We start from the raw sequence: 22,226 nt of genomic DNA, 5'->3' as shown, positions 1-22,226 counted from the left end.
ATCAGGTGACCTGATCATGGCGCGTCGTCCCTCACGGCAGACGGTGAGGGAGGACGCGCCGCGGTGGGGGAGGACGGCGTCCGGGTGGGCTGGAGGGCGCCCGGGACGACGGCGCGGCAGACTGGGCCGGTGATCATCGGGGTCGGGATCGACGTGGTGCCGGTCGACCGCTTCGCGCAGTCGCTCACCCGGACGCCGGGGCTGCGCGACCGGCTGTTCACCGCCGACGAGCAGCGGACGCCGTCAGGCGCCCCGCGGACCGGGGAGTCGCTGGCCGCCCGGTTCGCCGCCAAGGAGGCGCTGGCCAAGGCCCTGGGCGCCCCCGGTGACCTGCACTGGCACGACGCCGAGGTGACCGTCGGCGCCCACGGGCGGCCGCAGCTCGCCGTCCGCGGATCGGTCGCCGGGCGAGCGGCCCAGCTGGGCGTCACGTCGTGGCACGTCTCGCTCAGCCACGACGGCGGTATCGCCTCCGCGGTGGTCGTCGCCGAGGGCCTGACCCGGGAGGGGACGTGATCGGTCTGCACACCGCCGCCGAGATCCGGGCGGCCGAGGCCCCGTTGCTGGCCGCCCTCCCCGACGGCGCCCTCATGCAGCGCGCGGCCGCCGGGCTGGCCACCGTGTGCCTGCGGCTGCTCGCCCGCCCCTACGGCGCCCGGGTCGCCGTCCTGGTCGGGGCGGGGAACAACGGGGGCGACGCCCTCTTCGCCGGCGCCCGCCTCGCCGCCCGTGGCGCCCGGGTGACCGCCGTCCTCCTCGCCGCTGAGCGCACGCACCCGGCCGGCCTCGCCGCCTTCCGCCGGGCCGGTGGCCGCACCGTCGACGCCGGGTCGGCCGGCCCGCTGCTCGACCGCGCCGACCTGGTGCTCGACGGGATCGTCGGCCTGGGCGGCAGCGGCGGGCTGCGGGAGCCGGCCGCCGCGCTGGTCGAGCGGGCCGCCGCCGGGCCGGCGCACATGGTGGCGGTCGACCTGCCCAGCGGCGTGGACGCCGACACCGGTGCCGTCCCGGGCGCCGCCTTCCCGGCGACCCACACCGTCACCTTCGGGGCGGTCAAGCCGGGCCTGGTCGTCGGGGCCGGGCGCGGCTGCGCCGGGCAGGTGCACCTGGTCGACATCGGGCTCGGGCCGCACCTGCCGGCACCGACCGCCCGCCAGCTGACCGACGCCGACGTCGCCGCCCGGCTGCCGCTGCCGGACGCCGACGACGACAAGTACTCGCAGGGGGTCGTCGGCGTGGTCGCCGGCTCGGCCGCCTACCCCGGGGCCGGCGTCCTCTGCACCGGGGCGGCGCTGCGGACCCGCCCCGGGCTGGTGCGCTACGCCGGGACGGCGGCCGACGGCGTCCGGGCCGCGTGGCCGGAGGCGATCGTCACCGACGGCCGGCCGGGGGACGCCGGCCGCGTCCAGGCGTGGGTGGTCGGGCCGGGCCTGGGCACCGGTGACGACGCCCGGAGCGTGCTCGCCGAGGTGCTCGCCACCGAGCTGCCCGTGCTCGTCGACGCCGACGGGCTCACCCTGCTCGCCCGCGAGCCGGAGCTGGTGCGCGGCCGGGCTGCCACCACCGTGCTCACCCCGCACGACCGGGAGTTCGCCCGCTTCGGTGCCGAGCCCGGGGACGACCGCCTCGGGGCCACCCGTCGGCTGGCGGCCGACCTGGGCGCCGTCGTCCTGTTGAAGGGCGACGCCACCGTGGTCGCCGACCCGGAGGGCGCCGCCTTCGTCAACGGCACCGGCACCCCGTGGCTGGCCACCGCCGGCACCGGTGACGTGCTCTCGGGCATCGCCGGCGCGCTGCTGGCGGCGGGCCTGCCCGCGGCCGAGGCGGCCGCGGTGGCCGCGCACGTCCACGGGCGGGCCGGGCAGGTCGCCGCGGCCGGGGGGCCGTTCCTGGCGGGGGACGTCGTACGACACCTCCCCGAGGCGATCAGCCGGGTCCGGGGGACCTCGCCGGCCGGCCTGCCAGACTCGGAGGCGTGACGAACGGAACCGGTGCGGAGGTGGTCGTCGACCTCGACGCGATCGCGGGGAACACCGCGGTGCTGCGCGAACGGGTGGGCCGCCCGCTGATGGCGGTCGTCAAGGCCGACGGGTACGGGCACGGCCTGGTCCCCTCGGCACGGGCCGCGCTCGCCGGCGGTGCCGACCAGCTGGGCGTGGCGGTGATCAGCGAGGCGCTGGCCCTGCGGGCGGCGGGCGTCACCGCGCCGGTGCTGGCCTGGCTCAACGGCCCGGGCGCCGACGTCGCCGCTGCGCTGGCCGCGGACGTGGAGGTGTCGGTCAACGCCGCGTGGGGCCTCGCCGAGGTCGTCGCCGCCGCCCGGGCGACCGGGCGGACCGCGCGGCTGCACCTGTTCGTCGACACCGGGCTCTCCCGTGAGGGCGCTCCGGTGGCCGAGTGGCCGGCGCTCGTGGCCGCGGCCGCCCGCGCCCAGGCCGACGGCGACGTCGCGGTCGTGGGGCTGTGGAGCCACCTGGCCTACGCCGACGCGCCGACCCACCCCACGATCGGCGCGCAGGTGCGGGTCTTCGAGGAGGCGGTCGCGGTGGCAAGCGCGGCCGGGCTCACCGACGCCCGCCGGCACCTGGCCAACTCGGCGGCGACGGTCGCACTGCCGGAGACCTGGTACGACATGGTGCGCCCGGGGGTCGCCGTCTACGGGCTGGACCCGCTCGGTGGGGACGCCGCCGACCACGGCCTGCGGCCGGCGATGACGGTGCGCGCCCGGGTGGCGCTGAGCAAGCGCGTGCCCGCCGGGGCCGGGGTCTCCTACGGGCACACCTACGCCACCCCCACCGAGACCACGCTGGCCCTGGTGCCCGTCGGCTACGCCGACGGGGTGCCGCGGGCCGGTGGCAACACCGCCCCCGTCCTGGCGGCCGGTACGCAGCGGACCATCGCCGGCCGGGTGTGCATGGACCAGTTCGTCCTGGACGTCGGCGACGACGCGATCGCGGCCGGCGACGAGGTGGTCCTCTGGGGGCCGGGGGACGGTGGGGAGCCGACCGCCCAGCAGTGGGCGGACGCCGTCGGCACCATCCACTACGAGCTGGTCACCCGGATCGGTGGCCGGTTCACCCGCCGCTACGTCGGGTCGGCGGGGGCGGTCTGATGGCGCGTCCCCGTCCGTCCGCGGCCAAGCACCCGCGGGCGCGCACCGCCGGCCTGGTCGGCGCCGTGGTGGGGCTCGCCGCGGCGGGTACCGCCGCCGGGGTCGCCGTCAGCCGCATCGCCGCCCGCCGGGTGCGGGCCGCCGAGCTGGGGCCGGCCGCGGAGCTGCCGCGGGAGCTGACCGAGGGGCAGCTGCGGCAGGCCGACCCGCTCGGCGCCGCCGCCCGCCCGGCCGACCGCACCGCACTGGTGCGGGCCGACGACGGCGTGCTTCTCTCCGTCGAGGAGATCGGGCCCCGCGACGCGCCCCTGACCGCCGTCTTCGTGCACGGCTACACGCTCTCGATGGCGTCGTGGGCGTTCCAGCGGCGCACCCTGGCCGCGGAGCTGGCCACCGGGAACGGGCACCGGCCGCGGGCCCGGCTCGTCTTCTACGACCAGCGCGGCCACGGTTCGTCCGGCCGCGGCCCGGCCGAGCACTCCACCATCGAGCAGCTGGCGGCCGACCTCGTGGCGGTCCTGGACGCCCGGGTGCCGCGCGGGCCGGTCGTCCTCGTCGGGCACTCCATGGGCGGGATGACGATCATGGGCCTGGCCGCGACGCGGCCGGAGTTGTTCGGCAGCCGGGTGCGCGGCGTCGCGCTGGTCTCCACCTCGAGCGGCAACCTCGCCGACCTCAGCTTCGGCCTGCCCGAGCTGCTCACCCGGATGCGGGCCGCGGTGCTGCCGGTCGCCGCCTGGACGATGCGGCGCCGGCCGGCCTTCGCCGAGCGCACCCGCCGGGTCGCGGCGGACCTGGTGTCCGCGGCCACGAAGGCGCTGTCGTTCGGCTCGGCCGACGTCGACCCGGCGCTGGTGCGCTACGTCGACGCGATGATCGCCGGCACCCCGGTCGACGTCATCGCGGAGTTCTACCCGGCGCTGGCCGGCCTGGACGAGACCGGCCGTCTGGAGCCGCTGCGCCGGGTGCCGACGCTGGTGCTCACCGGGGACCGGGACAAGATGATCCCGAGAGAGCACAGCGACCTCATCGTGGAGCGGCTCGACGCGGCGGGGGACAACGCCGTCGACTACGTCGTCGTCCCCGGGGCCGGGCACATGGTTCCCCTGGAGGAGCCCGACCAGGTCAGCCGGGCGATCGCCGGGCTGCTCCGGCGCGTGGCCGCCGGGCTCGGTGCGGGCGCGACGAGCTGACCCGGCCCCCGGAGCGGGCCTGCCGGCGCGGTTAGGGTGCGGGGGTGGCCGCCCTCCGTCCGCCCCGGCTCGACGCCGCCGCCGACGAGGTCGCCCGCACCGCGGCCGCGGCCGCGGACTGGGCGGCCCTCGCGGGCGTGGCGCGTTCCTGCGTGGCGTGCCCCGAGCTGGCCGCGGCCCGGCAGCACGTCGTCATCGGGGACCTCCCGCGCAGCGGCCGGCCCCGGTTCGTCCTGGTGGGCGAGGCCCCCGGCGCGACCGAGGACGAGACCGGCCGGCCGTTCGTCGGGAAGTCGGGGGCGCTGCTGGACCAGTTGCTGGCCGAGGCCGGGCTGTCGCGGACCGAGGCCGCCGTGCTCAACATCGTGAAGTGCCGGCCGCCGGGCAACCGCACGCCGAAGGCGCCCGAGGTGGCGCGGTGCAGCGGCTGGCTCCGCCGCCAGCTGGAGCTCCTCGACACCCCCGTCGTCGTCGCGCTCGGGCTCTCCTCGGCCAAGTGGTTCCTCGGCCCGCGCACGGTGCTCGGTGCGGTCCGCGGGCGTCCGCACGACGTCGACGGCCGCGCCGTCTGGGCCACCTACCACCCGTCGGCCGCCATCCGGTTCGGTCCGAACGGCGCCCCCCGTGCGGGGCTGCTGGCCGATCTGACCGCCGTCGCCGGGTCGCTGGAGGAGGTCGCGTGAAGCGCGAGCACCTGCTGCCGGAGCTCGCCGACACCCGCGCCCTGGGCGAGGCGCTGGCCGCCCTCGCCCGCCCCGGTGACCTGCTGGTCCTGGTCGGCCCGCTCGGGGCGGGCAAGACCGCCCTCACCCAGGGCATCGGCGCGGGGCTCGGCGTCCGGGAACCGGTCACCTCGCCGACGTTCGTCATCGCCCGGGTGCACCGCGGCGGCCGCATCCCGCTGGTGCACGTGGACGCCTACCGGCTGGGCGGGCACGCCGACGTCGACGACCTGGACCTGGATGCCTCGACCGACGAGTCGGTGACCGTCGTCGAGTGGGGGCAGGGGCTGGTCGAGCAGCTGGCCGACGAGCACCTGGAGGTGCGGCTGGACCGGCGCGACGACGACGTCCGGACCGCCCTGCTGGTCCCGCACGGCCCGGGCTGGGCAGCCCGGCTGGCCGCGGGCTGAGCGCTACCCTTCCGCGCGTGGACCGCCGGGTGGAGCTGGTCGCGCTGAGCCCGCCCGCGCTCCGCGCGCTCGCCGACGGGGACCTGACCGCGGCCGAGGCGGCCTCGCCGGTGCCCCTGAGCCCCTACCTCGCCAGCGACGACTGCCGCCGGGTGTGGGGCATCCGGGCCGCGCAGGTCCTGCTCGACCCGCCCAGCGCGGACTGGATCACCCGGGTGGTCTGGGACCAGGACCGGCAGCTGGCGGTCGGCAAGGCCGGCTTCCACGGACCGCCGGACGAAGCGGGCATGGTCGAGGTGGGCTACTCGATCGATCCGGTCCACCGGCGGCAGGGGTACGCCCGGGCGGCCCTGCGGGCCATGCTGGCCCGCGCGGCCACCGAGCCCGCCGTCAGGACCGTGCGCGCCAGCGTCGCCCCGGACAACGTCGTGTCGCGTGACCTCGTGCTCAGCGAGGGCTTCGTGGAGGTCGGTGAGCAGATCGACGAGGACGACGGCCTGGAGATCGTCTACGAGGTGGCCGCCGGCACTCGCCTACGCTGAGCGGTCGTGCTGGTCCTCGCGCTCGACACCGCCACCCCGACGCTCGTCGCGGGGCTCGCGCGGTGGACCCCCGACGGCGGGACGCAGGTGCTCGCCGAGCGCGCCGTCCCGTCGGGCACCAAGCACGCCGAGCTGCTGACCCCGGCGATCCAGGGGGTGCTCGCCGACGCCGGTGTCGCGTTCGCTGACGTCGAGGCGGTCGTCGCCGGTCTCGGCCCCGGGCCGTTCACCGGCCTGCGGGTCGGCGTCGTCACCGCCGCCGCGCTCGCCGACGCCCGGGGCGTGCCGGCCGTGGGCGTCTGCTCCTTGGACGCCGTCGGCTCCGGTGCCCGCACGGTGGTCACCGACGCGCGCCGCAAGGAGGTCTACTGGGCCGCTTACGACGACGGGGACCGGCGGATCGACGGGCCGGGGGTCGAGCGGCCCGAGGAGCTCGACCGGACGGGGCCGTTCGTCGGCGACCCGGCGTTCGCCGGGCGGCTCGGCGCCGACGTGCAGCCGGCGGAGGTGACGACGGCGGGGCTGCTGCGCGCCGCGGCCGAGCAGCTGGCAGATCCGTCGTCCGCCGCGCCGCTGGTGCCGCTGTACCTGCGCCGGCCCGACGCCGTCCCGCCCAGCTCGATCAAGGCGGTGTCGCAGAGGTGACCGTCCGGCTGCGCCCGATGCGGCTGGCCGACCTGCCGGCGGTGATGGGGCTGGAGGAGGAGCTGTTCGCCCCCGACACGTGGACGGTCGCGATGTACCGCGACGAGCTGGCGCGCACCGACACCGGGCACTACCTGGTGGCCGAGGACGACGGAGCGGTCGTCGGCTACGCCGGGCTGATCGCCTACGACGACGAGGCGCACGTCGCCACGATCGGCGTCACCGGGGCCCGGCAGGGCGAGGGGATCGGGGCCCGGCTGCTCGACGCGCTGCTGGCCGAGGCCGACCGGCGCGGCGCGCCGGTGGTGCTGCTGGAGGTGCGGGCGGACAACGAGACGGCGCAGGGGCTCTACCGGCGGCGCGGGTTCGCCGAGATCGGCCGGCGGCGCGGCTACTACCAACCGAGCGGGACCGACGCGGTCGTGATGAAGAGGGAGCGGACAGGGGCGTGAGCATCGCAGCGAGGAACGAGCGAGGAGCGGAGCGCCCAGCGGGAGCGACCGGGAGCAGGGAGCTGCCCCGTGGCTGACGAGCCGCTGGTGCTGGGCTTCGAGACCTCGTGCGACGAGACCGGCGTCGGCATCGTCCGCGGGCACACCCTGCTCGCCGACGCGCTGGCCACGTCGGTGGGCGAGCACGAGCGCTTCGGCGGCGTCGTCCCGGAGATCGCCTCCCGCGCGCACCTGGAGGCGATGGTGCCCACCGTGCACCGGGCGCTGGCCGACGCCGGCATCAGGGCCTCCGACGTCGACGCGGTGGCGGTCACCTCGGGGCCCGGCCTGACCGGCGCGCTGCTGGTCGGGGTGGCCGCGGCGAAGGCCTACGCGCTGGCGCTGGGCAAGCCGCTCTACGGGGTCAACCACCTGGCCGCGCACGTCGCCGTCGACGAGCTCCAGCACGGGCCGCTCGCCGAGCCGTCGATCGCGATGCTGGTCTCCGGTGGGCACAGCTCGCTGCTGCTGGTGCCCGATCTCGCGCAGGAGGTGCAGTCGCTGGGGCGCACCATCGACGACGCGGCCGGGGAGGCGTTCGACAAGGTCGCCCGCGTGCTGGGGCTGCCCTTCCCCGGGGGGCCACCGATCGACAGGGCCGCCCGCGAGGGGGACCCGCACGCCATCGCGTTCCCGCGCGGGCTGACCGGGCCCCGCGATCCCGCCTACGACTTCTCCTTCTCGGGGCTGAAGACCGCCGTCGCCCGGTGGATCGAGGCCCGCGAGCGCGCCGGGGAGCCGGTGCCGGTGGCCGACGTCGCTGCCTCGTTCCAGGAGGCGGTCGCCGACGTGCTCACCGCCAAGGCGGTGCGCGCCTGCCGCGACCACGGCGTCGACCACCTGGTGCTCGGCGGGGGAGTCGCGGCCAACTCGCGGCTGCGCGCGCTGGCCGAGGAGCGGTGCGCGAAGGCCGGCATCGTGCTGCGGGTGCCCAGCCCGAAGCTGTGCACCGACAACGGGGCGATGGTGGCGGCGCTGGGCTCGCGGCTGGTCGCCGCGGGCGTCGCGCCGTCGGCGCCGGACCTCGGGGCGGACAGCTCCCTGCCGATCGACGTCGTCAGCCGCTGACGTTGCAGACGAGCACCGTCGGTGCCCCGGCGACGCGGGTGACGACGACGGTCGCGGTGCCGGGGGCGTCGGTGCGCAGCTGGCGGGCCAGGGTCTCCGGCTCGATCGCCGAGCCGCGCTTCTTCACCACGACGCGGCCGACGCCGCGCTCGCGCAGCAGGGCCTTCAGCTTCTTGAGGTTGAACGGCAGCACCTCGTCGACCCGGTAGGAGCTCACCCACGGACTCCCCGCCGGGCCGTCCGAGGTGAGGTAGGCGATCGTCGGGTCGACCAGGGTCGCGCCCAGGTCGGCGGCGACGAGGGAGACCAGGCCCGAGCGGATGACCGCGGGGTCGGGCTCGTGCAGCCAGGCCCGGACCGGGCCGGCGGGCGCGAGGCCGGGGTCGCCGTCGGCGGTCAGCTCGTGCACCCCGTCGTCGCGCACCAGCGACGCCCGGCGCCACGTCGTCGAGACCGCGCGACCCCACAGCAGCGCCTCGACGATCGAGCCGCCGGCCGAGACCCACTCGGCCTCCACGCCCTCGGGCACCCGGTCGTGGTCCAGCCCGGGGGCCACCTTCACCACCGACGTCGGCACCCGGTCCAGCAGCTGGACGACGGTCGACCAGGGCGGGGACCAGCGGTCCGGGTCCAGCTGCCGCCGCCCGCCGGCCCGCCGGGCCGGGTCCAGGACGGCGGCGCCGCACCCGGCGACCTCCCCGCCGCGGGCGGCCGCCACCAGCTCCACCGCGTCCCCGGCCACCACCCACACGTCGTCGTCGACGCCGAGCGCCTCGGCGTTCAGGGCGGTGAGCTCGCGCGCCACCGGATCGACGTCGACCGCCAGCACCCGGGCGCCGGCGCGGGCGAGGGCGATCGTGTCGGTGCCCGTCGCGCACCCGAGGTCGGCGACGGAGTCGGCACCTCCGGCGAGCAGCCGGGCCGCGCGGCGAGCGGCCAGCTCCGGGCGGCCGGCCTGCTCGAGCGCGTCAGAGGTGAACAGCATCCGGTCGGCGTCGGCGCCGAACGTGGCCCGGGCCTTCCGGCGATGGCGGGCGATGCCCCACGCCGGTCCGGCCAGGTCCGAGCCCACCTCGGCGCGCAACCGGGTCAGCGCGGTGACCGCGTCGGTCCCGGCGTCGAGCAGCGCCCCTGCCCGGGTCAGGGCCGCCGCGCCCTCCGGCGTGGTCAGCGCGCGCAGCTGGCGCACCGTCTCGGCTGCCTGCTCCTCGGTGTCGCGGTCCACCGGCACAGCGTGGCGTACGGGCTGGTCCGCCCCGACGTCACCCACCCCGGCGACCGGGTTGAGTGGCTGGCACTCTCCTGGGTAGAGTGCCAAGCGACACGGGCTGGCGCCCGACCCCCGCGACGGCGGGTGCCCGGACCCCGTGCCACAGCATCGAACATCCCTGCCGTCCTACACCGAAGGGGGCGTCACCGACGTGACGACCGCTACCAAGGTCAGCATCAAGCCGCTGGAGGACCGCGTCGTGGTCCAGGCCAACGAGGCCGAGACCACCACCGCCTCCGGTCTGGTCATCCCGGACACCGCCAAGGAGAAGCCCCAGGAGGGCACCGTCGTCGCCGTCGGCCCCGGCCGCATCGACGACAACGGCAACCGCGTGCCGCTCGACGTGAACGTCGGCGACGTGGTCATCTACTCGAAGTACGGCGGCACCGAGGTCAAGTACGCCGGCGAGGAGTACCTCGTGCTCTCCGCCCGCGACCTGCTCGCCGTCGTGGAGAAGTGACCTCCCCGCGTCGCTAGCTCCACGAGCACTCCACCGACCGCCCCGGGCGTCCCGATCACTCGGGTCCCGGGGCGGTCGTCTTCGCCCAGCACCCCCTGATCGGAAGGGCCCCATGGCCAAGATCATCAAGTTCAACGAGGATGCGCGCCGCGCCCTCGAACGCGGTGTCGACAAGCTCGCCGACGCCGTGAAGGTGACGATCGGCCCGCGTGGTCGCAACGTCGTCATCGACAAGAAGTTCGGCGCTCCCACCATCACCAACGACGGCGTCACCATCGCCCGCGAGGTCGAGCTCGAGGACCCGTACGAGAACCTCGGCGCCCAGCTGGCGAAGAGCGTCGCGACCAAGACCAACGACGTCGCCGGCGACGGCACCACCACCGCCACCGTGCTCGCCCAGGCGCTGGTGCACGAGGGCATGCGCAACGTCGCCGCCGGCGCCAACCCGCTGGCGCTGGGCCGCGGTATGCGTGCCGCGGTCGACGCGGTGCACGCCGCGCTCGACGCCGCCGCCATCCCGGTCGAGAAGCGGGACGCGATCGCCGGCGTCGCCACCATCTCCGCCCAGGACGCCGAGGTCGGCGAGCTGATCGGCGAGGCGATGGAGCGCGTCGGCAAGGACGGCGTCATCACCGTCGAGGAGAGCAACACCCTGGACACCGAGCTCGACGTCACCGAGGGCGTCCAGTTCGACAAGGGCTACCTCTCGCCGTACTTCGTCACCGACCCCGAGGCCATGGAGGCCGTCCTCGAGGACGCCCTCGTGCTGCTGGTCAGCGGCAAGATCAGCGCCCTGGCCGACCTGCTCCCGCTGCTGGAGAAGGTGCTGTCGACCGGCGGCCGGCCGCTGCTGATCGTCGCCGAGGACGTCGAGGGCGAGGCGCTGTCCACCCTCGTCGTCAACTCCATCCGCAAGACCATCAAGGTCGTCGCGGTGAAGTCGCCCTACTTCGGTGACCGGCGCACGGCGTTCATGACCGACCTCGCCGTCGTCACCGGCGGTCAGGTGGTCAGCGAGGACGTCGGCCTCAAGCTCGACCAGGTGGGCCCGGAGGTGCTCGGCACCGCGCGTCGCGTCACCGTCACCAAGGACGCGACCACGATCGTCGACGGCGGCGGCACCTCCGAGGGCATCGGCGACCGCGTCGCGCAGATCCGCCGCGAGATCGACGCCACCGACTCCGACTGGGACCGCGAGAAGCTGCAGGAGCGGCTGGCCAAGCTGGCCGGCGGCATCGGCGTCATCCGCGTCGGCGCGGCCACCGAGGTGGAGCTCAAGGAGCGCAAGCACCGCATCGAGGACGCCATCGCCGCCACCCGCGCGGCGGTGGAGGAGGGCGTGATCCCGGGCGGTGGCTCGGCGCTGGTGCACGCCGCGAGCGCGATCGACGGGCTGGAGCTGACCGGCGACGAGCTGACCGGCGCCCGCGCCGTCCGCACCGCGCTGGAGGCCCCGATGGTGCAGATCGCCGACAACGCCGGTTTCGAGGGCCGCGTCGTCGTCTCCAAGGTGCGCGACCTCGGCGCCGGGAACGGCTTCAACGCCGCGACCGGTGAGTACGGCGATCTCGCCGCGCAGGGCGTCATCGACCCGGTGAAGGTCACGAAGGCCGCGCTGGGCAACGCCGTCTCGATCGCGGCGATGGTCCTGACGACCGACTCCGCCGTCGTCGAGGCTCCCGAGGAGGAGCACGACCACGATGGCGGTGGGCACCACACCCACGGCCACTCGCACGGCCACGGCCACAGCCACTGAGCCGCGCCGCCGTCGATGATCAGGTGACCTGATCATGGCGCGTCCTCCCTCGGCGCACACCGTGAGGGAGGACGCGCCACGGTGAGGGAGGACGCCGCACCGTCGAACGACGAGAGGGCCCGGTCCAGGAAATCCTGGACCGGGCCCTCTCGTCGTTCGGGGCGGGGTGCTACACGCCCGCGGCGACGGCAGCGGGCTCGGCGGCGATCAGCCGCGCCCGCTCCTCCTCGCTCATGCCGCCCCAGACGCCGTAGGGCTCACGGACGGCCAGCGCGTGCTTCAGGCACGCGTCGACGACCGGGCAGCGCGCGCAGACGGCCTTCGCCGCTGACTGGCGCCGCGCCCGGGCCGGCCCCCGCTCGCCGTCGGGGTGGAAGAAGAGGGACGTGTTCTCGCCACGGCAGGCGCCGTGCAGCTGCCAGTCCCAGACCTCCGCCACGGGCGTCGGGAGTCTGCGGATGTCGGCCATGTCTCCTCCAGGACTCGGTGGAGCCGGAGGGGGCTGTCCGGCTGCAAGGGGCCCGGTGCCCTCGTCGTCACACGTCCAAACACGGGCGATTCGCAACTTTTCCCAGGTATGCGCTCCGTCACCTCAGTGAGCGGCGCTCACCCCCGGGGGTGAGGGCGTCTGTTCCCCCGGCCGGGAGTCGATCAAGGTGGCTCCAGGTCGTGCTGGCGTCCGGGAGGGGGAGAAGCCCGGACCGGCCGCGTGACCAGCGCGGAGGTGGAGGGCCCGGCGGGCCCTCCACCCGAGCGACACCCGGCCGGGTGCCTTCCCGGCCGGTGGGGGGACCCGTCCGCCGAGCGGCCGGGGAGAGCGAGGAGCAGGCGTGATCGACGACAGGATGCGCGCACCCGTGCACGGCGCGACCGTGTGGGTGTACGACGAGCGACGGCGGGTCCGGGACGACGTCGCCTCACGGCTGGTCGCCCTGCCGTTCGTGGGCCGGGTCGAGGTGGTCGGGGACGCGCAGTCGCTGATGGCCCGCCTGGCCACCCGCACGCCCGACGTCCTGGTGGTAGGCACGCAGCGGGCCGTCGACACCGGGCTGTCCGCAGCCACGCAGGCGCTCCGGTCGCACCCGGGCCTGCCGGTGCTCGTGCTCGGTGCGCCCGACGACGCCGACAGCGTCCGGGCTGCCGTCGCCTTCGGGGCCCGCGGCTACCTGCGCTGGGACGCCAGCCCGATCGAGATGGGGCTCGGGCTCTCCCGGGTCGGTCTGCGCGCCGACGGCCGGATCCCGCAGCAGGCGACGGCGCCCGCCCCCGCGTGGAGCGGGGCCGCCCCGCTGGCCGGCTCCGCGCCCACCACGGTGCGGTCCACCGTGCGTGACGCCACCCCCGCCGCGGCGCTCTCCATGCGCGAGATGCAGGTGCTCACCGGCATGAGCCAGGGCAAGAGCAACGCCCAGATCGGCCGGGAGCTCTACCTCTCCGAGGACACCATCAAGACCCACGCCCGGCGGCTGTTCCGCAAGCTGGGTGCCAAGGACCGCGCCGAGGCGGTGGCCACCGGCTTCCGCCGCGGCATCATGACCTGAGCGGTCACCCGACCGACGAACGCACGCTGAGGGCCGTCTCCCGAGCCGGGAGACGGCCCTCGGTGCGTTCTCGCCCGCCTGTGCGCCGTGCCAGAGGGCCGACTCCCGGGAAGTAGGGCCCCGAAGACCGCGTCAGAGCCCGACTTCGCGGATATCGGTGTCCGGCAGCGGTCCGCGCAGGGACGACGGACGCGCTCGGCTCGGCAGGGGACGGCTCCTGGCCGCGCCGTCGTCCGGAGGACGACGGTGTTCTAGTCGTCGCGGGCGTGCTTGCCGGTGCGCCGGCCGCTGGGCTCGTCCCGCTCGGCGAGCGCGGCGACACCGTCGGCGTACCCGCTGGCGTAGTCCCAGCTGACGTAGTCGTCGGGGTTCGGGTCGAACGGCGGCTCGTGCCGGCCGGTCTGCCCCTCGTCGAGCAGCTGGCGCAGGTTCGCCTGCATCAGCGCCCAGTCGACGTGGTGCTCCTCCTCGCAGTCAGGGCAGTCGACCACGATGCCCTTGATGCCCGTCGGCTCCAGGAGGGTGCGGAAGACCTCGAGCTCGGCGAGGTCGTCGAGGACCCCGGCCCGCTCCTCCATCGAGAGCGGCGGAGGGGCAGGGCCGTCGGCGGAACCGAAGTCCGGCCCGAAGGCGTCGTCGAACGGAGACACGGTCACACGGTAGCCGCCGAGCGGGCGGAGCACCGCCCCCTCCGCGCCGCCGCCTACGATCAGGGCAGGTCCCGCGCGCCCGCGAGGTGTGTCGACCGGTGTCCGACCCAATCCGCGCCGAAGGGTGGCCGCGCACATGCAGCCCGACTCCATGCCCGAGCTGCCGGCGAAGTTCGCCCGCCTCGGGCTCACCTACGACGACGTCCTGCTCATCCCCGGGGCGTCCGACGTCGTCCCGGCGGAGGTGGACACCAGCAGCCGGGTCACCCGGCGCATCACCCTGGCGGTCCCGCTGCTCTCCAGCGCGATGGACACCGTCACCGAGGCCCGCATGGCGATCGCCATGGCGCGGGTCGGCGGCATGGGCGTGCTGCACCGCAACCTCTCCGCCGAGGAGCAGGCCGGCCAGGTCGACCTGGTCAAGCGGTCGGAGGCCGGCATGGTCACCAACCCGGTCACCTGCTCACCCGACAACACGCTCGCCGAGGTCGACGCTCTCTCGGCGCGCTACCGCATCTCCGGTGCGCCGGTCGTCGACGCCGACGGCGTCCTGCTCGGCATCGTCACCAACCGCGACATGCGCTTCGAGACCGACATGAACCGGCTCGTGCGGGACGTCATGACGCCGATGCCGCTGGTCACCGCGCCGGTCGGGGTCGACCCGGACACCGCCCTCGGCCTGCTCTCCCAGCACAAGATCGAGAAGCTGCCGCTGGTCGACGACGCCGGCCGGCTGCGCGGGCTGATCACCGTCAAGGACTTCGTCAAGCGCGACCAGTTCCCGAACTCCACCAAGGACGCCGACGGGCGGCTGGTCGTCGGGGCGGCGCTGGGCGTCGGCGAGGACGCCTTCAAGCGGGCCGGCCTGCTGGTCGACGCCGGCGTGGACGTGCTCGTCGTCGACACCGCGCACGGCCACCAGCGCGCGGTGCTGGACATGGTCGCCCGCGTGAAGCAGGAGTTCGGCGGCGAGCACGGCGTGGAGGTCGTCGGCGGGAACGTGGCCACCCGCGCCGGGGCGCAGGCGCTGGTCGACGCCGGTGTCGACGCGGTCAAGGTCGGGGTCGGCCCCGGCTCCATCTGCACCACCCGCGTGGTCGCCGGTGTCGGGGTCCCGCAGATCAGCGCGATCTACGAGGCGTGGCTGGCCGCCGGCCCGGCGGGGGTCCCGGTCATCGCCGACGGCGGGCTGCAGTACTCCGGCGACATCGCCAAGGCCCTGGTGGCCGGCGCCGACACGGTGATGATCGGCGGCCTGTTCGCCGGCGTCGAGGAGGCACCGGGCGAGCTGGTCTTCATGAACGGCAAGCAGTACAAGACCTACCGTGGCATGGGCTCGCTCGGCGCGATGCAGAAGCGCGGGAACCAGTCGTTCAGCCGCGACCGGTACTTCGCCGACGACGTCCTCTCCGACGACAAGCTCGTCCCCGAGGGCATCGAGGGCCAGGTGCCCTACCGGGGCGCGCTGGCCGGCGTCGCCCACCAGCTCGTGGGCGGCCTGCAGGCCTCGATGGGATACGCCGGTGCGGCCACCATCGCCGACCTCAAGGAGCGGGGTCAGCTGACCCGCATCACCTCCGCCGGGCTGGTCGAGAGCCACCCCCATGACATCCAGATGACCGTCGAGGCACCGAACTACCGGGGACGCTGAGCATGAACGTGCGCGACACCGTCGAGATCGGGCTGAACCGCTTCGCCCGCCGGGGTTACGACCTGGACGAGGTCTCCATCGTCCCGTCCCGGCGGACCCGCGACGTCGACGACGTCTCCACCGCCTGGCAGATCGACGCCTTCCGGTTCGACCTCCCGCTGGTGACCAGCCCGAGCGACGCCGTCGTCAGCCCGGCGACGGCGATCGCCGTGGGGCGCGCGGGTGGCCTGGGGGTGCTCAACGGCGAGGGGCTGTGGGCCCGCTACGACGACCCGGCGCCGGTCTACCGCGAGATCGCCCAGGCGGCCGCGGCGGGCGCGCCGCCGGTGGCGCTGCTGCAGAAGGTCTACGCCGAGCCGGTCAAGACCGACCTGATCGCCGCCCGCATCAAGGAGATGGGCGATGCCGGGGTGACGACGGCGATCCGGATCTCCCCGCAGCACACCGAGTGGCTGGCCCCGGCCGCGCTGTCGGCCGGGGTGGACCTGCTCGTCATCCAGGGCACGATCGTCTCGGCCGAGCACGTGACCAGCCAGGGTGACGCGCTCAACCTCAAGGAGTTCATCGCCGACCTCGACGTGCCGGTGATCGTGGGCGGCGCGGCGAACTACACGACCGCGCTGCACCTGATGCGCACCGGCGCGGCCGGCGTCATCGTCGGCGTGGGCGGCGACACCTACTCGACGACCGACGCGGTCATGGGCATCCGCGTGCCCCTGGCCAGCGCCATCGCCGACGCCGCCGCGGCCCGCCGCGACTACCTCGACGAGACCGGTGGCCGGTACGTGCACGTCATCGCCAACGGCCGGATCGAGACCAGCGGTGCCATCGCGCGCGCGCTCGCCTGCGGTGCCGACGCCGTCCAGCTGGGGGAGCCGCTGCGGGTCGCCGCCGAGGCGCCGGCCGGTGGCGTGTGGTGGGACTCCGTGGCCGCCCACCCCCGTCTGCCGCGCGGCGCGACGTCGGCGCCCGTCGAGCCGTCGGGCTCGCTGGAGCAGGTGCTGCTCGGCCCGGCGGAGTCCGCCGACGGCCGCACCAACCTGTTCGGGGCGCTCGCCCGCACGATGGCGAAGACCGGCTACTCGGACCTCAAGGAGTTCCAGCGCGTCGACCTGGTCATCGGGGGCTCGGAGAGCTGATGGACTTCCCGACCGTGCTCGTCGTCGACTTCGGCGCCCAGTACGCCCAGCTGATCGCCCGGCGCATCCGGGAGGCCGGGGTCTACTCCGAGATCGTGTCGTCGGAGGTGCCGGCCGAGGAGATCGTGGCCCGCAAGCCGGCTGCCATCGTGCTCTCCGGTGGCCCGTCCAGCGTCTACGCGCCCGAGGCCCCGCAGGTCGACCGCACCCTCTTCGAGTCGGGCGTGCCCGCCTTCGGCATCTGCTACGGCTTCCAGGCGATGGCCGCCTCGCTGGGCGGCACCGTCTCCCGCACCGGCGACCGCGAGTACGGCGGCACGCCGCTGACCGTCACCACGCAGGCGCGGCTGTTCGGCGACCTGCCGGTCGAGCAGAACGTCTGGATGAGCCACGGCGACGCCGTCAGCGCGGCCCCACCGGGGTTCACCGTCACCGCGACGTCGACGGGTGCGCCGGTCGCCGCGTTCGAGGACGTCGACCGCCGGCTCGCCGGGGTGCAGTTCCACCCCGAGGTGCGGCACACCGCGCACGGGCAGACGGTGCTCGAGCACTTCCTGTTCGACATCGCGGGCCTCGAGCCGACGTGGACGATGAGCAACGTCGTCGACGAGCAGGTCGCCGCGATCCGCGAGCAGATCGGCGACCGGCGGGCGCTGTGCGCGCTCTCCGGCGGGGTCGACTCGGCCGTCGCCGCGGCGCTGGTGCAGCGGGCCATCGGGGAGAAGCTCACCTGCGTCTACGTCGACCACGGGCTGATGCGGGCGGGGGAGACCGAGCAGATCGAGCGCGACTTCGCCGCGACCACCGGCGCGGACCTGCGGGTCGTCGACGCGAGCGAGCAGTTCCTCGCCGCGCTCGCGGGGGTGAGCGACCCCGAGGAGAAGCGGAAGATCATCGGGCGCGAGTTCATCCGGGTGTTCGAGCAGGCGGCGACCGACGTCGTCGCCGACGCCCAGGCGCACGGCGAGACCGTCGACTTCCTCGTGCAGGGCACGCTCTACCCCGACGTCGTCGAGTCCGGCGGCGGCAGCGGGACGGCGAACATCAAGAGCCACCACAACGTCGGCGGGCTGCCCGAGGACCTCACCTTCACCCTCGTCGAGCCGCTGCGCACGCTGTTCAAGGATGAGGTGCGCGAGGTCGGCCGGCAGTTGGGCCTGCCCGACCGGCTGGTGCAGCGCCAGCCCTTCCCCGGGCCGGGGCTCGGCATCCGGATCGTCGGCGAGGTGACCCGCGAGCGGCTCGACGTGCTCCGCCGGGCCGACGCCATCGCCCGCGAGGAGCTCACCGCGGCCAAGCTGGACGACGAGATCTGGCAGTGCCCGGTGGTGCTGCTGGCCGACGTCCGCTCGGTCGGCGTGCAGGGTGACGGCCGCACCTACGGCCACCCGGTGGTGCTTCGACCGGTGTCCAGCGAGGACGCCATGACCGCCGACTGGACGCGGCTGCCCTACGACGTCCTGGCGCGCATCTCCACCCGGATCACCAACGAGGTCGAGGAGATCAACCGGGTCACCCTCGACGTGACCAGCAAGCCGCCGGGCACCATCGAGTGGGAATGAGCAGAAGGACCCCGCTGCCCCGCATGCCTCGCACGCTCGACGCGGGTGCCTGCAGCGAGGCCTGACCCCGACCCTCGCTGACGCTCGGGTCGGGTCCCTGCAGGAGGGCCGCTCCAGCACGTCCCTCAGCCCCGCGGGCCTCAGGGCTGAGGGACGCGGACGGCGTGCGCGTCGGGCGGGGGTGTCCCGTACACGTCGGGGTCCCGTTCCGGGGCTGTCTCGGTGGTGAGATCGGCGGCCTCGATCCGGTCCCAGCGGAACCACCGCGGGGCCTCCCGCAGCCGGCACCACGCGACCAGGTACCACCGGTCACCGGTGCGGGCGAGCAGGTGCGGTTCCACCCGGCGGCGGGACACGGTGCCCGCGTCGTCCCGGTAGCGGATGGCGACCACCCGTCGTCGCAGGAGCGCCTCCTCGACGACGGTCGCCGGACCCGGTCGCCGCCGGTCGTCGCCGCGCACCCAGACCCGGCCGCCGAGGTGCAGTGCGGCCTCCCGTGCGACCGGCCCCATGACATCGAGGACCTTCTCCAGCGCGGCCCGGCCGTCCGCGGCGAACGGCGCCTCCGACGCCCCGGCCAGGGCGACCGCCAGCGCCACCGCCTGCGCGGGCGTGAGGTTGACCGGCGGCAGCGTCGCGGTCGCGTCGAGCACGTAACCGCCACCGGGGCCGGCGGTCGCCCAGATCGGCACCCCGGCCTGCTGCAGCGCAGCGACGTCCCGCTTGATCGTGCGGGGCGAGACCTCCAGCCAGTCCGCGAGCCGCTGCGCCGTCCGCCCCCGCGCCCCGGCGCGGCGGAGCTCCTCGGAGACGGCGTGCATCCGGTCCGTCCGGTTCATCGGCAGATCGTGGCAGAGACGGTGACAGGACGGTGTCACCATGCGCGCGGCACGGTGTTCCCATGACCGACATCGCGCTCTTCCACTCCGTCCTCGGCGTCCGGCCGGGGGTCCTCGACGCGGCTGACCGGCTGCGCAGCGCCGGGCACGACGTGCTGGTCGTCGACCAGTACGACGGCCTGGGGTTCGACGACTACGGAACGGCCGGGGCGCACGTCGAGAAGATCGGCTACCCGGCGCTGATGGCGCGGGCGGTGGCGGCGGTGCAGGACCTGCCCGACGGGTTCCTCGCCGCCGGCTTCTCCAACGGTGCGGGGATGGCGGAGTTGGTGGCCACGCGGCGGCGGTGCGCCGGCCTGCTGCTCTTCTCCGGCGCGCTGCCGCTGCAGGTGCTGGGCGCCGATCGCTGGCCGCAGGGGCTGCCCGCCCAGCTGCACTACACCGAGGGCGATCCGTTCCGGCGGCAGGAGTGGATCGACTCGGTGGTCGCCGATGCCCGCCGCGCGGGCGTCGAGATCGAGGTCCACGACCACCCGGGGACCGGCCACCTGTTCACCGACCCGAGCCTGCCGGCCGAGTACGACGCGGCGGCCACCGAGGTGCTGTGGGCGCGGGCACTCGACTTCTGCGCGCGCGTGGCCGCCCCGGGGTCGGCGCAGACGGGGGCTCCGGTCACCTGATCGGGGCTCCGGCGCGCCGGATGCGGTCACTTGTGGTGGGCTCGACGCCGGCCAGACCATCGAGGACCCGGAGGACGAGTGAGTTTCGCCCCGTGGCCTCTCCTGCCGAGCCTGGGCGTGCTCGCCGCGATGGCCGTCGTCATCGTGGTCGCCGGGGTCCGGCTCACCCGCGTCGCCGACTCCCTGGCCGAGCGCACCGGTCTCGGTGACGCGATCGGCGGCGCGCTGCTGCTCGGGGCGGTCACCTCGCTGCCGGGGAACGTCACCGTGCTCACCGGCGCGCTGGAAGGGGACGCCGGGTTCGCCCTGGCCAACCCGGTCGGCGGTATCGCCCTCCAGACGGTGTGGCTGGCGATCGCCGACCTCCTCTACCGCCGGGTCAACCTGGAGCACGCGGCGGCGTCGCTGCAGAACGTGCTGCAGTCGGTGCTGCTGAGCGCGATGCTCGCGGTGCCGGTGATCGCCTACGCCACGCCGGATCTCCGGCTGGGCTGGATCCACCCCATGACCTTGCTGATCCCCCTTCTCTACGCCTACGGGCTGACGCTGCTCCGGCGGATGCAGCGGGAGCCGATGTGGCAGCCCATCCACACGGACCAGACCGCCGACGACGACGAGGGCAACGGCAACGGCAACGGCAACGGGGATGGGGACGGCGACGGGGACGGCGAGGGGGACGGCGACGGGGACGGCGACGAGCGCTCGACCGCGCGCCTGTGGGGCCTGCTCGCCGCGCTCGGGCTGGTGACCGGTGTCGCCGGCTGGCTCGTGGGCCGGGCCGGGCTCAGCGTGATCGTGCGGGCCGACCTGGACAGCGGTGTCGTGGGCTTCACCCTCACCACGGCGATCAGCTCGCTGCCCGAGCTCGTCGTGCTGCTGACCGCGGTGCGGATGGGTCAGCTGACCCTCGGCGTCGGCAACATCGTCGGCGGGAACGTCTACGACATCCTGATGATCTCGGTCGCCGACGTCGGCTACCTGGAGGGGCCGATCTACCGGGACGCCGGCCCGACCAGCCTGGTCCTCGTCGGCGGCACGCTGGTGATGACCGCGGTGCTGTCCGCGGGGCTGCTCATGCGCGACCGGAAGTGGATCGGCTTCGAGGGCGTGTCGATCCCGCTGATCTACGTGGGCACCGTCGCCCTCGCCGTCGTCGGGTAACCACCCCGAGCACGCCGGAGGCCCGGGAGCGTGACAGCTCCCGGGCCCCCGGCGTGCACCCCCTCCCGCGGTCAGCGGCGGCCGCGCGCCTTCCACAGCTCCTTCACCAGCAACGCGATCCCGGCACCGATCAGGACGAGCCAGAGCAGGCCGGCATCGTCCAGCAGGCCCAGGGTGAGGTCCACGCCGGCCATCGTCGAGACCGCCAGGAGCACGAAGAACAAGCCGGGCACCAGGGCGAGGAGGTCCGGCTTCCGCCGCTCCGGGGGCTGCGGGTGGTCCTCGGTCGCCAGCGGCGCCACCATCTGCCACTGCTGCTCCTGCCACGCCGTCGGCGTGGTCGGGAACTCGCTGTAGTCAGCCACGGGACACCTCCACCTGTCCGATACCGGAGTCGATCTCGAGCACGATCTCGGCCTCGCCGTCGTCGGTCCACGCGGCCGCGCCCCTGCCGGGGTAGAAGCCGCCGACGGACCCGAGGGAGCCGAGGACGTCGCTCTCACCCAGCCCCTGGTCCACCCGGACGCGGGCGTCCGCGGAGGGGGGCAGGACGACGTGGACGTCGCCGACGCCGTGCTCGACGCGGATCTCGAGGGCGTCGGGGAGGTCGGTCATGGGGACGTCGGAGAGGTCGACGGTGAGGTTGCCGACACCCCCCTCGTAGACCTCGCGCACGTCGGCGACGGCCTGCGGTCGGTACGTGCGGTCGCCCACGCCGGCGTCGTTCGGCGCCGCGTCGGCGATCGCCAGCGCCACCGCCAGGATGATGCCGAGGGTGAGCAGCCCGCCGCGCGCGGTGCTGCCCTGGCTGAACGCGGCGACGAGCAGCCCGGCGCCGACCACCAGCAGGGCGGTCCCGAGGTAGCCGACGGCGCCGACGTCCCAGCCGGTGATCCGGTCGATCAGCGCGAGCGCTCCGACGACGATCAGCAGGCAGGCGATCGTGAGGCCGGGGACGGGCGAGCGGGGGCCGGCCGGCCCCCGGACGTGCGGCGCGGCGGGCTGCCCGGGCACCGGTTCGGCGGGCCCCTCCCTCCCGGCCGGCATGAGCAGCCAGAGCAGGAGGTAGACCAGCAGGCCGGTGCCACCGGCGAGCGCGAGGGCGACGAAGCCGACCCGCCACAGGAGCGCGTCGATGCCGGTGTACTCGGCCAGGCCACCGTTGACACCGCCGATGACCTTGTCGGTGCGGCTGCGGCGCAACTGGGGGCGGGCCGGTGGGCCGGGCGGCGGGGACCACGCCGGTGGCTCCACCGTGGGGGGAGCGGGAGGGGGTGGGGAGGTCATGCCACGAGCCTGCCCACCGGGCGGGCCGGACACCATCAGGGAACCCC

The 22,226-nt window shown here is 75.2% G+C and carries 24 protein-coding genes; 18 read left to right on the top strand and 6 right to left on the bottom strand.

Annotation, left to right across the window (positions count from 1 at the left end; translation table 11 throughout):
• The first annotated feature begins 129 nt into the window (after nucleotides 1-129).
• The 10 genes from ACI79S_RS13530 (at nucleotide 130) to tsaD (ending at nucleotide 8,183) form a co-directional block, all read left to right on the top strand.
• Complete coding sequence (locus ACI79S_RS13530; protein WP_456593960.1) at nucleotides 130-516, top strand: holo-ACP synthase; 387 nt, start codon at nucleotides 130-132, stop codon at nucleotides 514-516.
• Nucleotides 513-1,979, top strand: coding sequence for an NAD(P)H-hydrate dehydratase (locus tag ACI79S_RS13525; protein WP_456593959.1), 1,467 nt, complete (start codon nucleotides 513-515; stop codon nucleotides 1,977-1,979). The genes ACI79S_RS13530 and ACI79S_RS13525 overlap by 4 nt, the downstream gene beginning before the upstream one ends.
• Nucleotides 1,976-3,112, top strand: coding sequence for an alanine racemase (gene alr, locus ACI79S_RS13520; RefSeq protein ID WP_456593958.1), 1,137 nt, complete (start codon nucleotides 1,976-1,978; stop codon nucleotides 3,110-3,112). The genes ACI79S_RS13525 and alr overlap by 4 nt, the downstream gene beginning before the upstream one ends.
• The gene (locus ACI79S_RS13515; RefSeq protein WP_456593957.1) at nucleotides 3,112-4,305 is read left to right on the top strand and encodes an alpha/beta fold hydrolase; all 1,194 of its coding nucleotides are present in this window, start codon (nucleotides 3,112-3,114) and stop codon (nucleotides 4,303-4,305) included. Before alr ends, ACI79S_RS13515 begins: the two co-directional genes overlap by 1 nt.
• A gap of 44 nt (nucleotides 4,306-4,349) precedes the next feature.
• Complete coding sequence (locus ACI79S_RS13510; protein WP_456593956.1) at nucleotides 4,350-4,988, top strand: uracil-DNA glycosylase; 639 nt, start codon at nucleotides 4,350-4,352, stop codon at nucleotides 4,986-4,988.
• Nucleotides 4,985-5,437, top strand: coding sequence for a tRNA (adenosine(37)-N6)-threonylcarbamoyltransferase complex ATPase subunit type 1 TsaE (tsaE, locus tag ACI79S_RS13505; RefSeq protein ID WP_456593955.1), 453 nt, complete (start codon nucleotides 4,985-4,987; stop codon nucleotides 5,435-5,437). Before ACI79S_RS13510 ends, tsaE begins: the two co-directional genes overlap by 4 nt.
• A gap of 17 nt (nucleotides 5,438-5,454) precedes the next feature.
• The gene (locus ACI79S_RS13500) at nucleotides 5,455-5,979 is read left to right on the top strand and encodes a GNAT family N-acetyltransferase (RefSeq protein WP_456593954.1); all 525 of its coding nucleotides are present in this window, start codon (nucleotides 5,455-5,457) and stop codon (nucleotides 5,977-5,979) included.
• Nucleotides 5,980-5,985: 6 nt separating this feature from the next.
• Nucleotides 5,986-6,624 carry a tRNA (adenosine(37)-N6)-threonylcarbamoyltransferase complex dimerization subunit type 1 TsaB gene (gene tsaB / locus ACI79S_RS13495; RefSeq protein ID WP_456593953.1) on the top strand — a complete coding sequence of 213 codons (639 nt, stop codon included), beginning with the start codon at nucleotides 5,986-5,988 and terminating at the stop codon, nucleotides 6,622-6,624.
• Nucleotides 6,621-7,076 carry a ribosomal protein S18-alanine N-acetyltransferase gene (rimI, locus tag ACI79S_RS13490; protein WP_456593952.1) on the top strand — a complete coding sequence of 152 codons (456 nt, stop codon included), beginning with the start codon at nucleotides 6,621-6,623 and terminating at the stop codon, nucleotides 7,074-7,076. The genes tsaB and rimI overlap by 4 nt, the downstream gene beginning before the upstream one ends.
• A gap of 69 nt (nucleotides 7,077-7,145) precedes the next feature.
• A complete protein-coding gene (tsaD, locus tag ACI79S_RS13485; RefSeq protein WP_456593951.1) occupies nucleotides 7,146-8,183 on the top strand; it encodes a tRNA (adenosine(37)-N6)-threonylcarbamoyltransferase complex transferase subunit TsaD in 1,038 nt (345 codons plus the stop codon).
• Here tsaD and ACI79S_RS13480 read toward each other — a convergent pair.
• Nucleotides 8,173-9,408 carry a class I SAM-dependent methyltransferase gene (locus ACI79S_RS13480; RefSeq protein WP_456593950.1) on the bottom strand — a complete coding sequence of 412 codons (1,236 nt, stop codon included), beginning with the start codon at nucleotides 9,406-9,408 and terminating at the stop codon, nucleotides 8,173-8,175. The two genes, tsaD and ACI79S_RS13480, sit on opposite strands and share 11 nt — an antisense overlap.
• 196 nt (nucleotides 9,409-9,604) lie before the next feature.
• On the opposite strand from ACI79S_RS13480, the gene groES reads away from it, so the two are divergent.
• Together groES and groL are read left to right on the top strand one after the other, a co-directional pair.
• On the top strand, nucleotides 9,605-9,913 hold the full coding sequence (groES, locus tag ACI79S_RS13475) for a co-chaperone GroES (RefSeq protein ID WP_014377938.1): 309 nt from the start codon (nucleotides 9,605-9,607) through the stop codon (nucleotides 9,911-9,913).
• Nucleotides 9,914-10,025: 112 nt separating this feature from the next.
• A complete protein-coding gene (gene groL, locus ACI79S_RS13470; protein ID WP_456593949.1) occupies nucleotides 10,026-11,669 on the top strand; it encodes a chaperonin GroEL in 1,644 nt (547 codons plus the stop codon).
• A 169-nt stretch (nucleotides 11,670-11,838) separates the two neighbouring features.
• On the opposite strand, the gene ACI79S_RS13465 is transcribed toward groL, so the two are convergent.
• On the bottom strand, nucleotides 11,839-12,138 hold the full coding sequence (locus ACI79S_RS13465) for a WhiB family transcriptional regulator (protein ID WP_456593948.1): 300 nt from the start codon (nucleotides 12,136-12,138) through the stop codon (nucleotides 11,839-11,841).
• Between the two features lie 361 nt (nucleotides 12,139-12,499).
• Here ACI79S_RS13465 and ACI79S_RS13460 point away from each other — a divergent pair, with 361 nt between their 5' ends.
• Nucleotides 12,500-13,210, top strand: coding sequence for a response regulator transcription factor (locus ACI79S_RS13460; RefSeq protein WP_456593947.1), 711 nt, complete (start codon nucleotides 12,500-12,502; stop codon nucleotides 13,208-13,210).
• Between the two features lie 251 nt (nucleotides 13,211-13,461).
• On the opposite strand, the gene ACI79S_RS13455 is transcribed toward ACI79S_RS13460, so the two are convergent.
• On the bottom strand, nucleotides 13,462-13,860 hold the full coding sequence (locus ACI79S_RS13455; protein ID WP_456593946.1) for a DUF5319 family protein: 399 nt from the start codon (nucleotides 13,858-13,860) through the stop codon (nucleotides 13,462-13,464).
• A 136-nt stretch (nucleotides 13,861-13,996) separates the two neighbouring features.
• Here ACI79S_RS13455 and guaB point away from each other — a divergent pair, with 136 nt between their 5' ends.
• Genes guaB through guaA form a run of 3 tightly spaced genes read left to right on the top strand, consistent with a single transcriptional unit; the run spans nucleotide 13,997 to nucleotide 18,212 of the window.
• Nucleotides 13,997-15,511: an IMP dehydrogenase gene (gene guaB, locus ACI79S_RS13450; RefSeq protein WP_456593945.1), complete on the top strand. Its 1,515-nt coding sequence runs from the start codon at nucleotides 13,997-13,999 to the stop codon at nucleotides 15,509-15,511.
• 2 nt (nucleotides 15,512-15,513) lie between these two features.
• Nucleotides 15,514-16,650 (top strand): GuaB3 family IMP dehydrogenase-related protein, encoded by a 1,137-nt coding sequence (locus ACI79S_RS13445; protein WP_456593944.1) that lies wholly within the window; start codon nucleotides 15,514-15,516, stop codon nucleotides 16,648-16,650.
• Nucleotides 16,650-18,212, top strand: coding sequence for a glutamine-hydrolyzing GMP synthase (gene guaA / locus ACI79S_RS13440; RefSeq protein ID WP_456593943.1), 1,563 nt, complete (start codon nucleotides 16,650-16,652; stop codon nucleotides 18,210-18,212). The genes ACI79S_RS13445 and guaA overlap by 1 nt, the downstream gene beginning before the upstream one ends.
• Nucleotides 18,213-18,352: 140 nt before the next feature.
• On the opposite strand, the gene ACI79S_RS13435 is transcribed toward guaA, so the two are convergent.
• Nucleotides 18,353-19,051 carry a helix-turn-helix transcriptional regulator gene (locus tag ACI79S_RS13435; RefSeq protein ID WP_456593942.1) on the bottom strand — a complete coding sequence of 233 codons (699 nt, stop codon included), beginning with the start codon at nucleotides 19,049-19,051 and terminating at the stop codon, nucleotides 18,353-18,355.
• A 62-nt stretch (nucleotides 19,052-19,113) separates the two neighbouring features.
• Here ACI79S_RS13435 and ACI79S_RS13430 point away from each other — a divergent pair, with 62 nt between their 5' ends.
• Together ACI79S_RS13430 and ACI79S_RS13425 are read left to right on the top strand one after the other, a co-directional pair.
• Nucleotides 19,114-19,731, top strand: a complete 618-nt coding sequence (locus ACI79S_RS13430; protein WP_456593941.1) for a dienelactone hydrolase family protein — start codon at nucleotides 19,114-19,116, stop codon at nucleotides 19,729-19,731.
• A 78-nt stretch (nucleotides 19,732-19,809) separates the two neighbouring features.
• Complete coding sequence (locus tag ACI79S_RS13425; RefSeq protein ID WP_456593940.1) at nucleotides 19,810-20,892, top strand: sodium:calcium antiporter; 1,083 nt, start codon at nucleotides 19,810-19,812, stop codon at nucleotides 20,890-20,892.
• A 71-nt stretch (nucleotides 20,893-20,963) separates the two neighbouring features.
• On the opposite strand, the gene ACI79S_RS13420 is transcribed toward ACI79S_RS13425, so the two are convergent.
• On the bottom strand, nucleotides 20,964-21,257 hold the full coding sequence (locus tag ACI79S_RS13420; protein WP_456593939.1) for a hypothetical protein: 294 nt from the start codon (nucleotides 21,255-21,257) through the stop codon (nucleotides 20,964-20,966).
• Entirely contained in the window at nucleotides 21,250-22,179 is a 930-nt protein-coding gene (locus ACI79S_RS13415) for a PspC domain-containing protein (protein WP_456593938.1), read from the bottom strand. The genes ACI79S_RS13420 and ACI79S_RS13415 overlap by 8 nt, the downstream gene beginning before the upstream one ends.
• Nucleotides 22,180-22,226: the final 47 nt, after the last annotated feature.

The sequence above is a fragment of the Blastococcus sp. SYSU DS1024 genome, from assembly GCF_054050795.1.
The sequence above is the reverse complement of the archived record's forward strand: the minus strand, read 5'-3'. Positions and strand labels throughout refer to the sequence as shown.

Excerpts from the sequence above, each read along its gene's own strand:
- ACI79S_RS13515 (WP_456593957.1), top strand. The coding sequence starts at position 3,112 with ATGGCGCGTCCCCGTCCGTCCGCGGCCAAGCACCCGCGGGCGCGCACC.
- groL (WP_456593949.1), top strand. The coding sequence starts at position 10,026 with ATGGCCAAGATCATCAAGTTCAACGAGGATGCGCGCCGCGCCCTCGAA.
- ACI79S_RS13465 (WP_456593948.1), bottom strand. The coding sequence starts at position 12,138 with ATGGCCGACATCCGCAGACTCCCGACGCCCGTGGCGGAGGTCTGGGAC.
- guaB (WP_456593945.1), top strand. The coding sequence starts at position 13,997 with ATGCAGCCCGACTCCATGCCCGAGCTGCCGGCGAAGTTCGCCCGCCTC.
- ACI79S_RS13445 (WP_456593944.1), top strand. The coding sequence starts at position 15,514 with ATGAACGTGCGCGACACCGTCGAGATCGGGCTGAACCGCTTCGCCCGC.
- guaA (WP_456593943.1), top strand. The coding sequence starts at position 16,650 with ATGGACTTCCCGACCGTGCTCGTCGTCGACTTCGGCGCCCAGTACGCC.
- ACI79S_RS13435 (WP_456593942.1), bottom strand. The coding sequence starts at position 19,051 with ATGAACCGGACGGACCGGATGCACGCCGTCTCCGAGGAGCTCCGCCGC.
- ACI79S_RS13430 (WP_456593941.1), top strand. The coding sequence starts at position 19,114 with ATGACCGACATCGCGCTCTTCCACTCCGTCCTCGGCGTCCGGCCGGGG.
- ACI79S_RS13415 (WP_456593938.1), bottom strand. The coding sequence starts at position 22,179 with ATGACCTCCCCACCCCCTCCCGCTCCCCCCACGGTGGAGCCACCGGCG.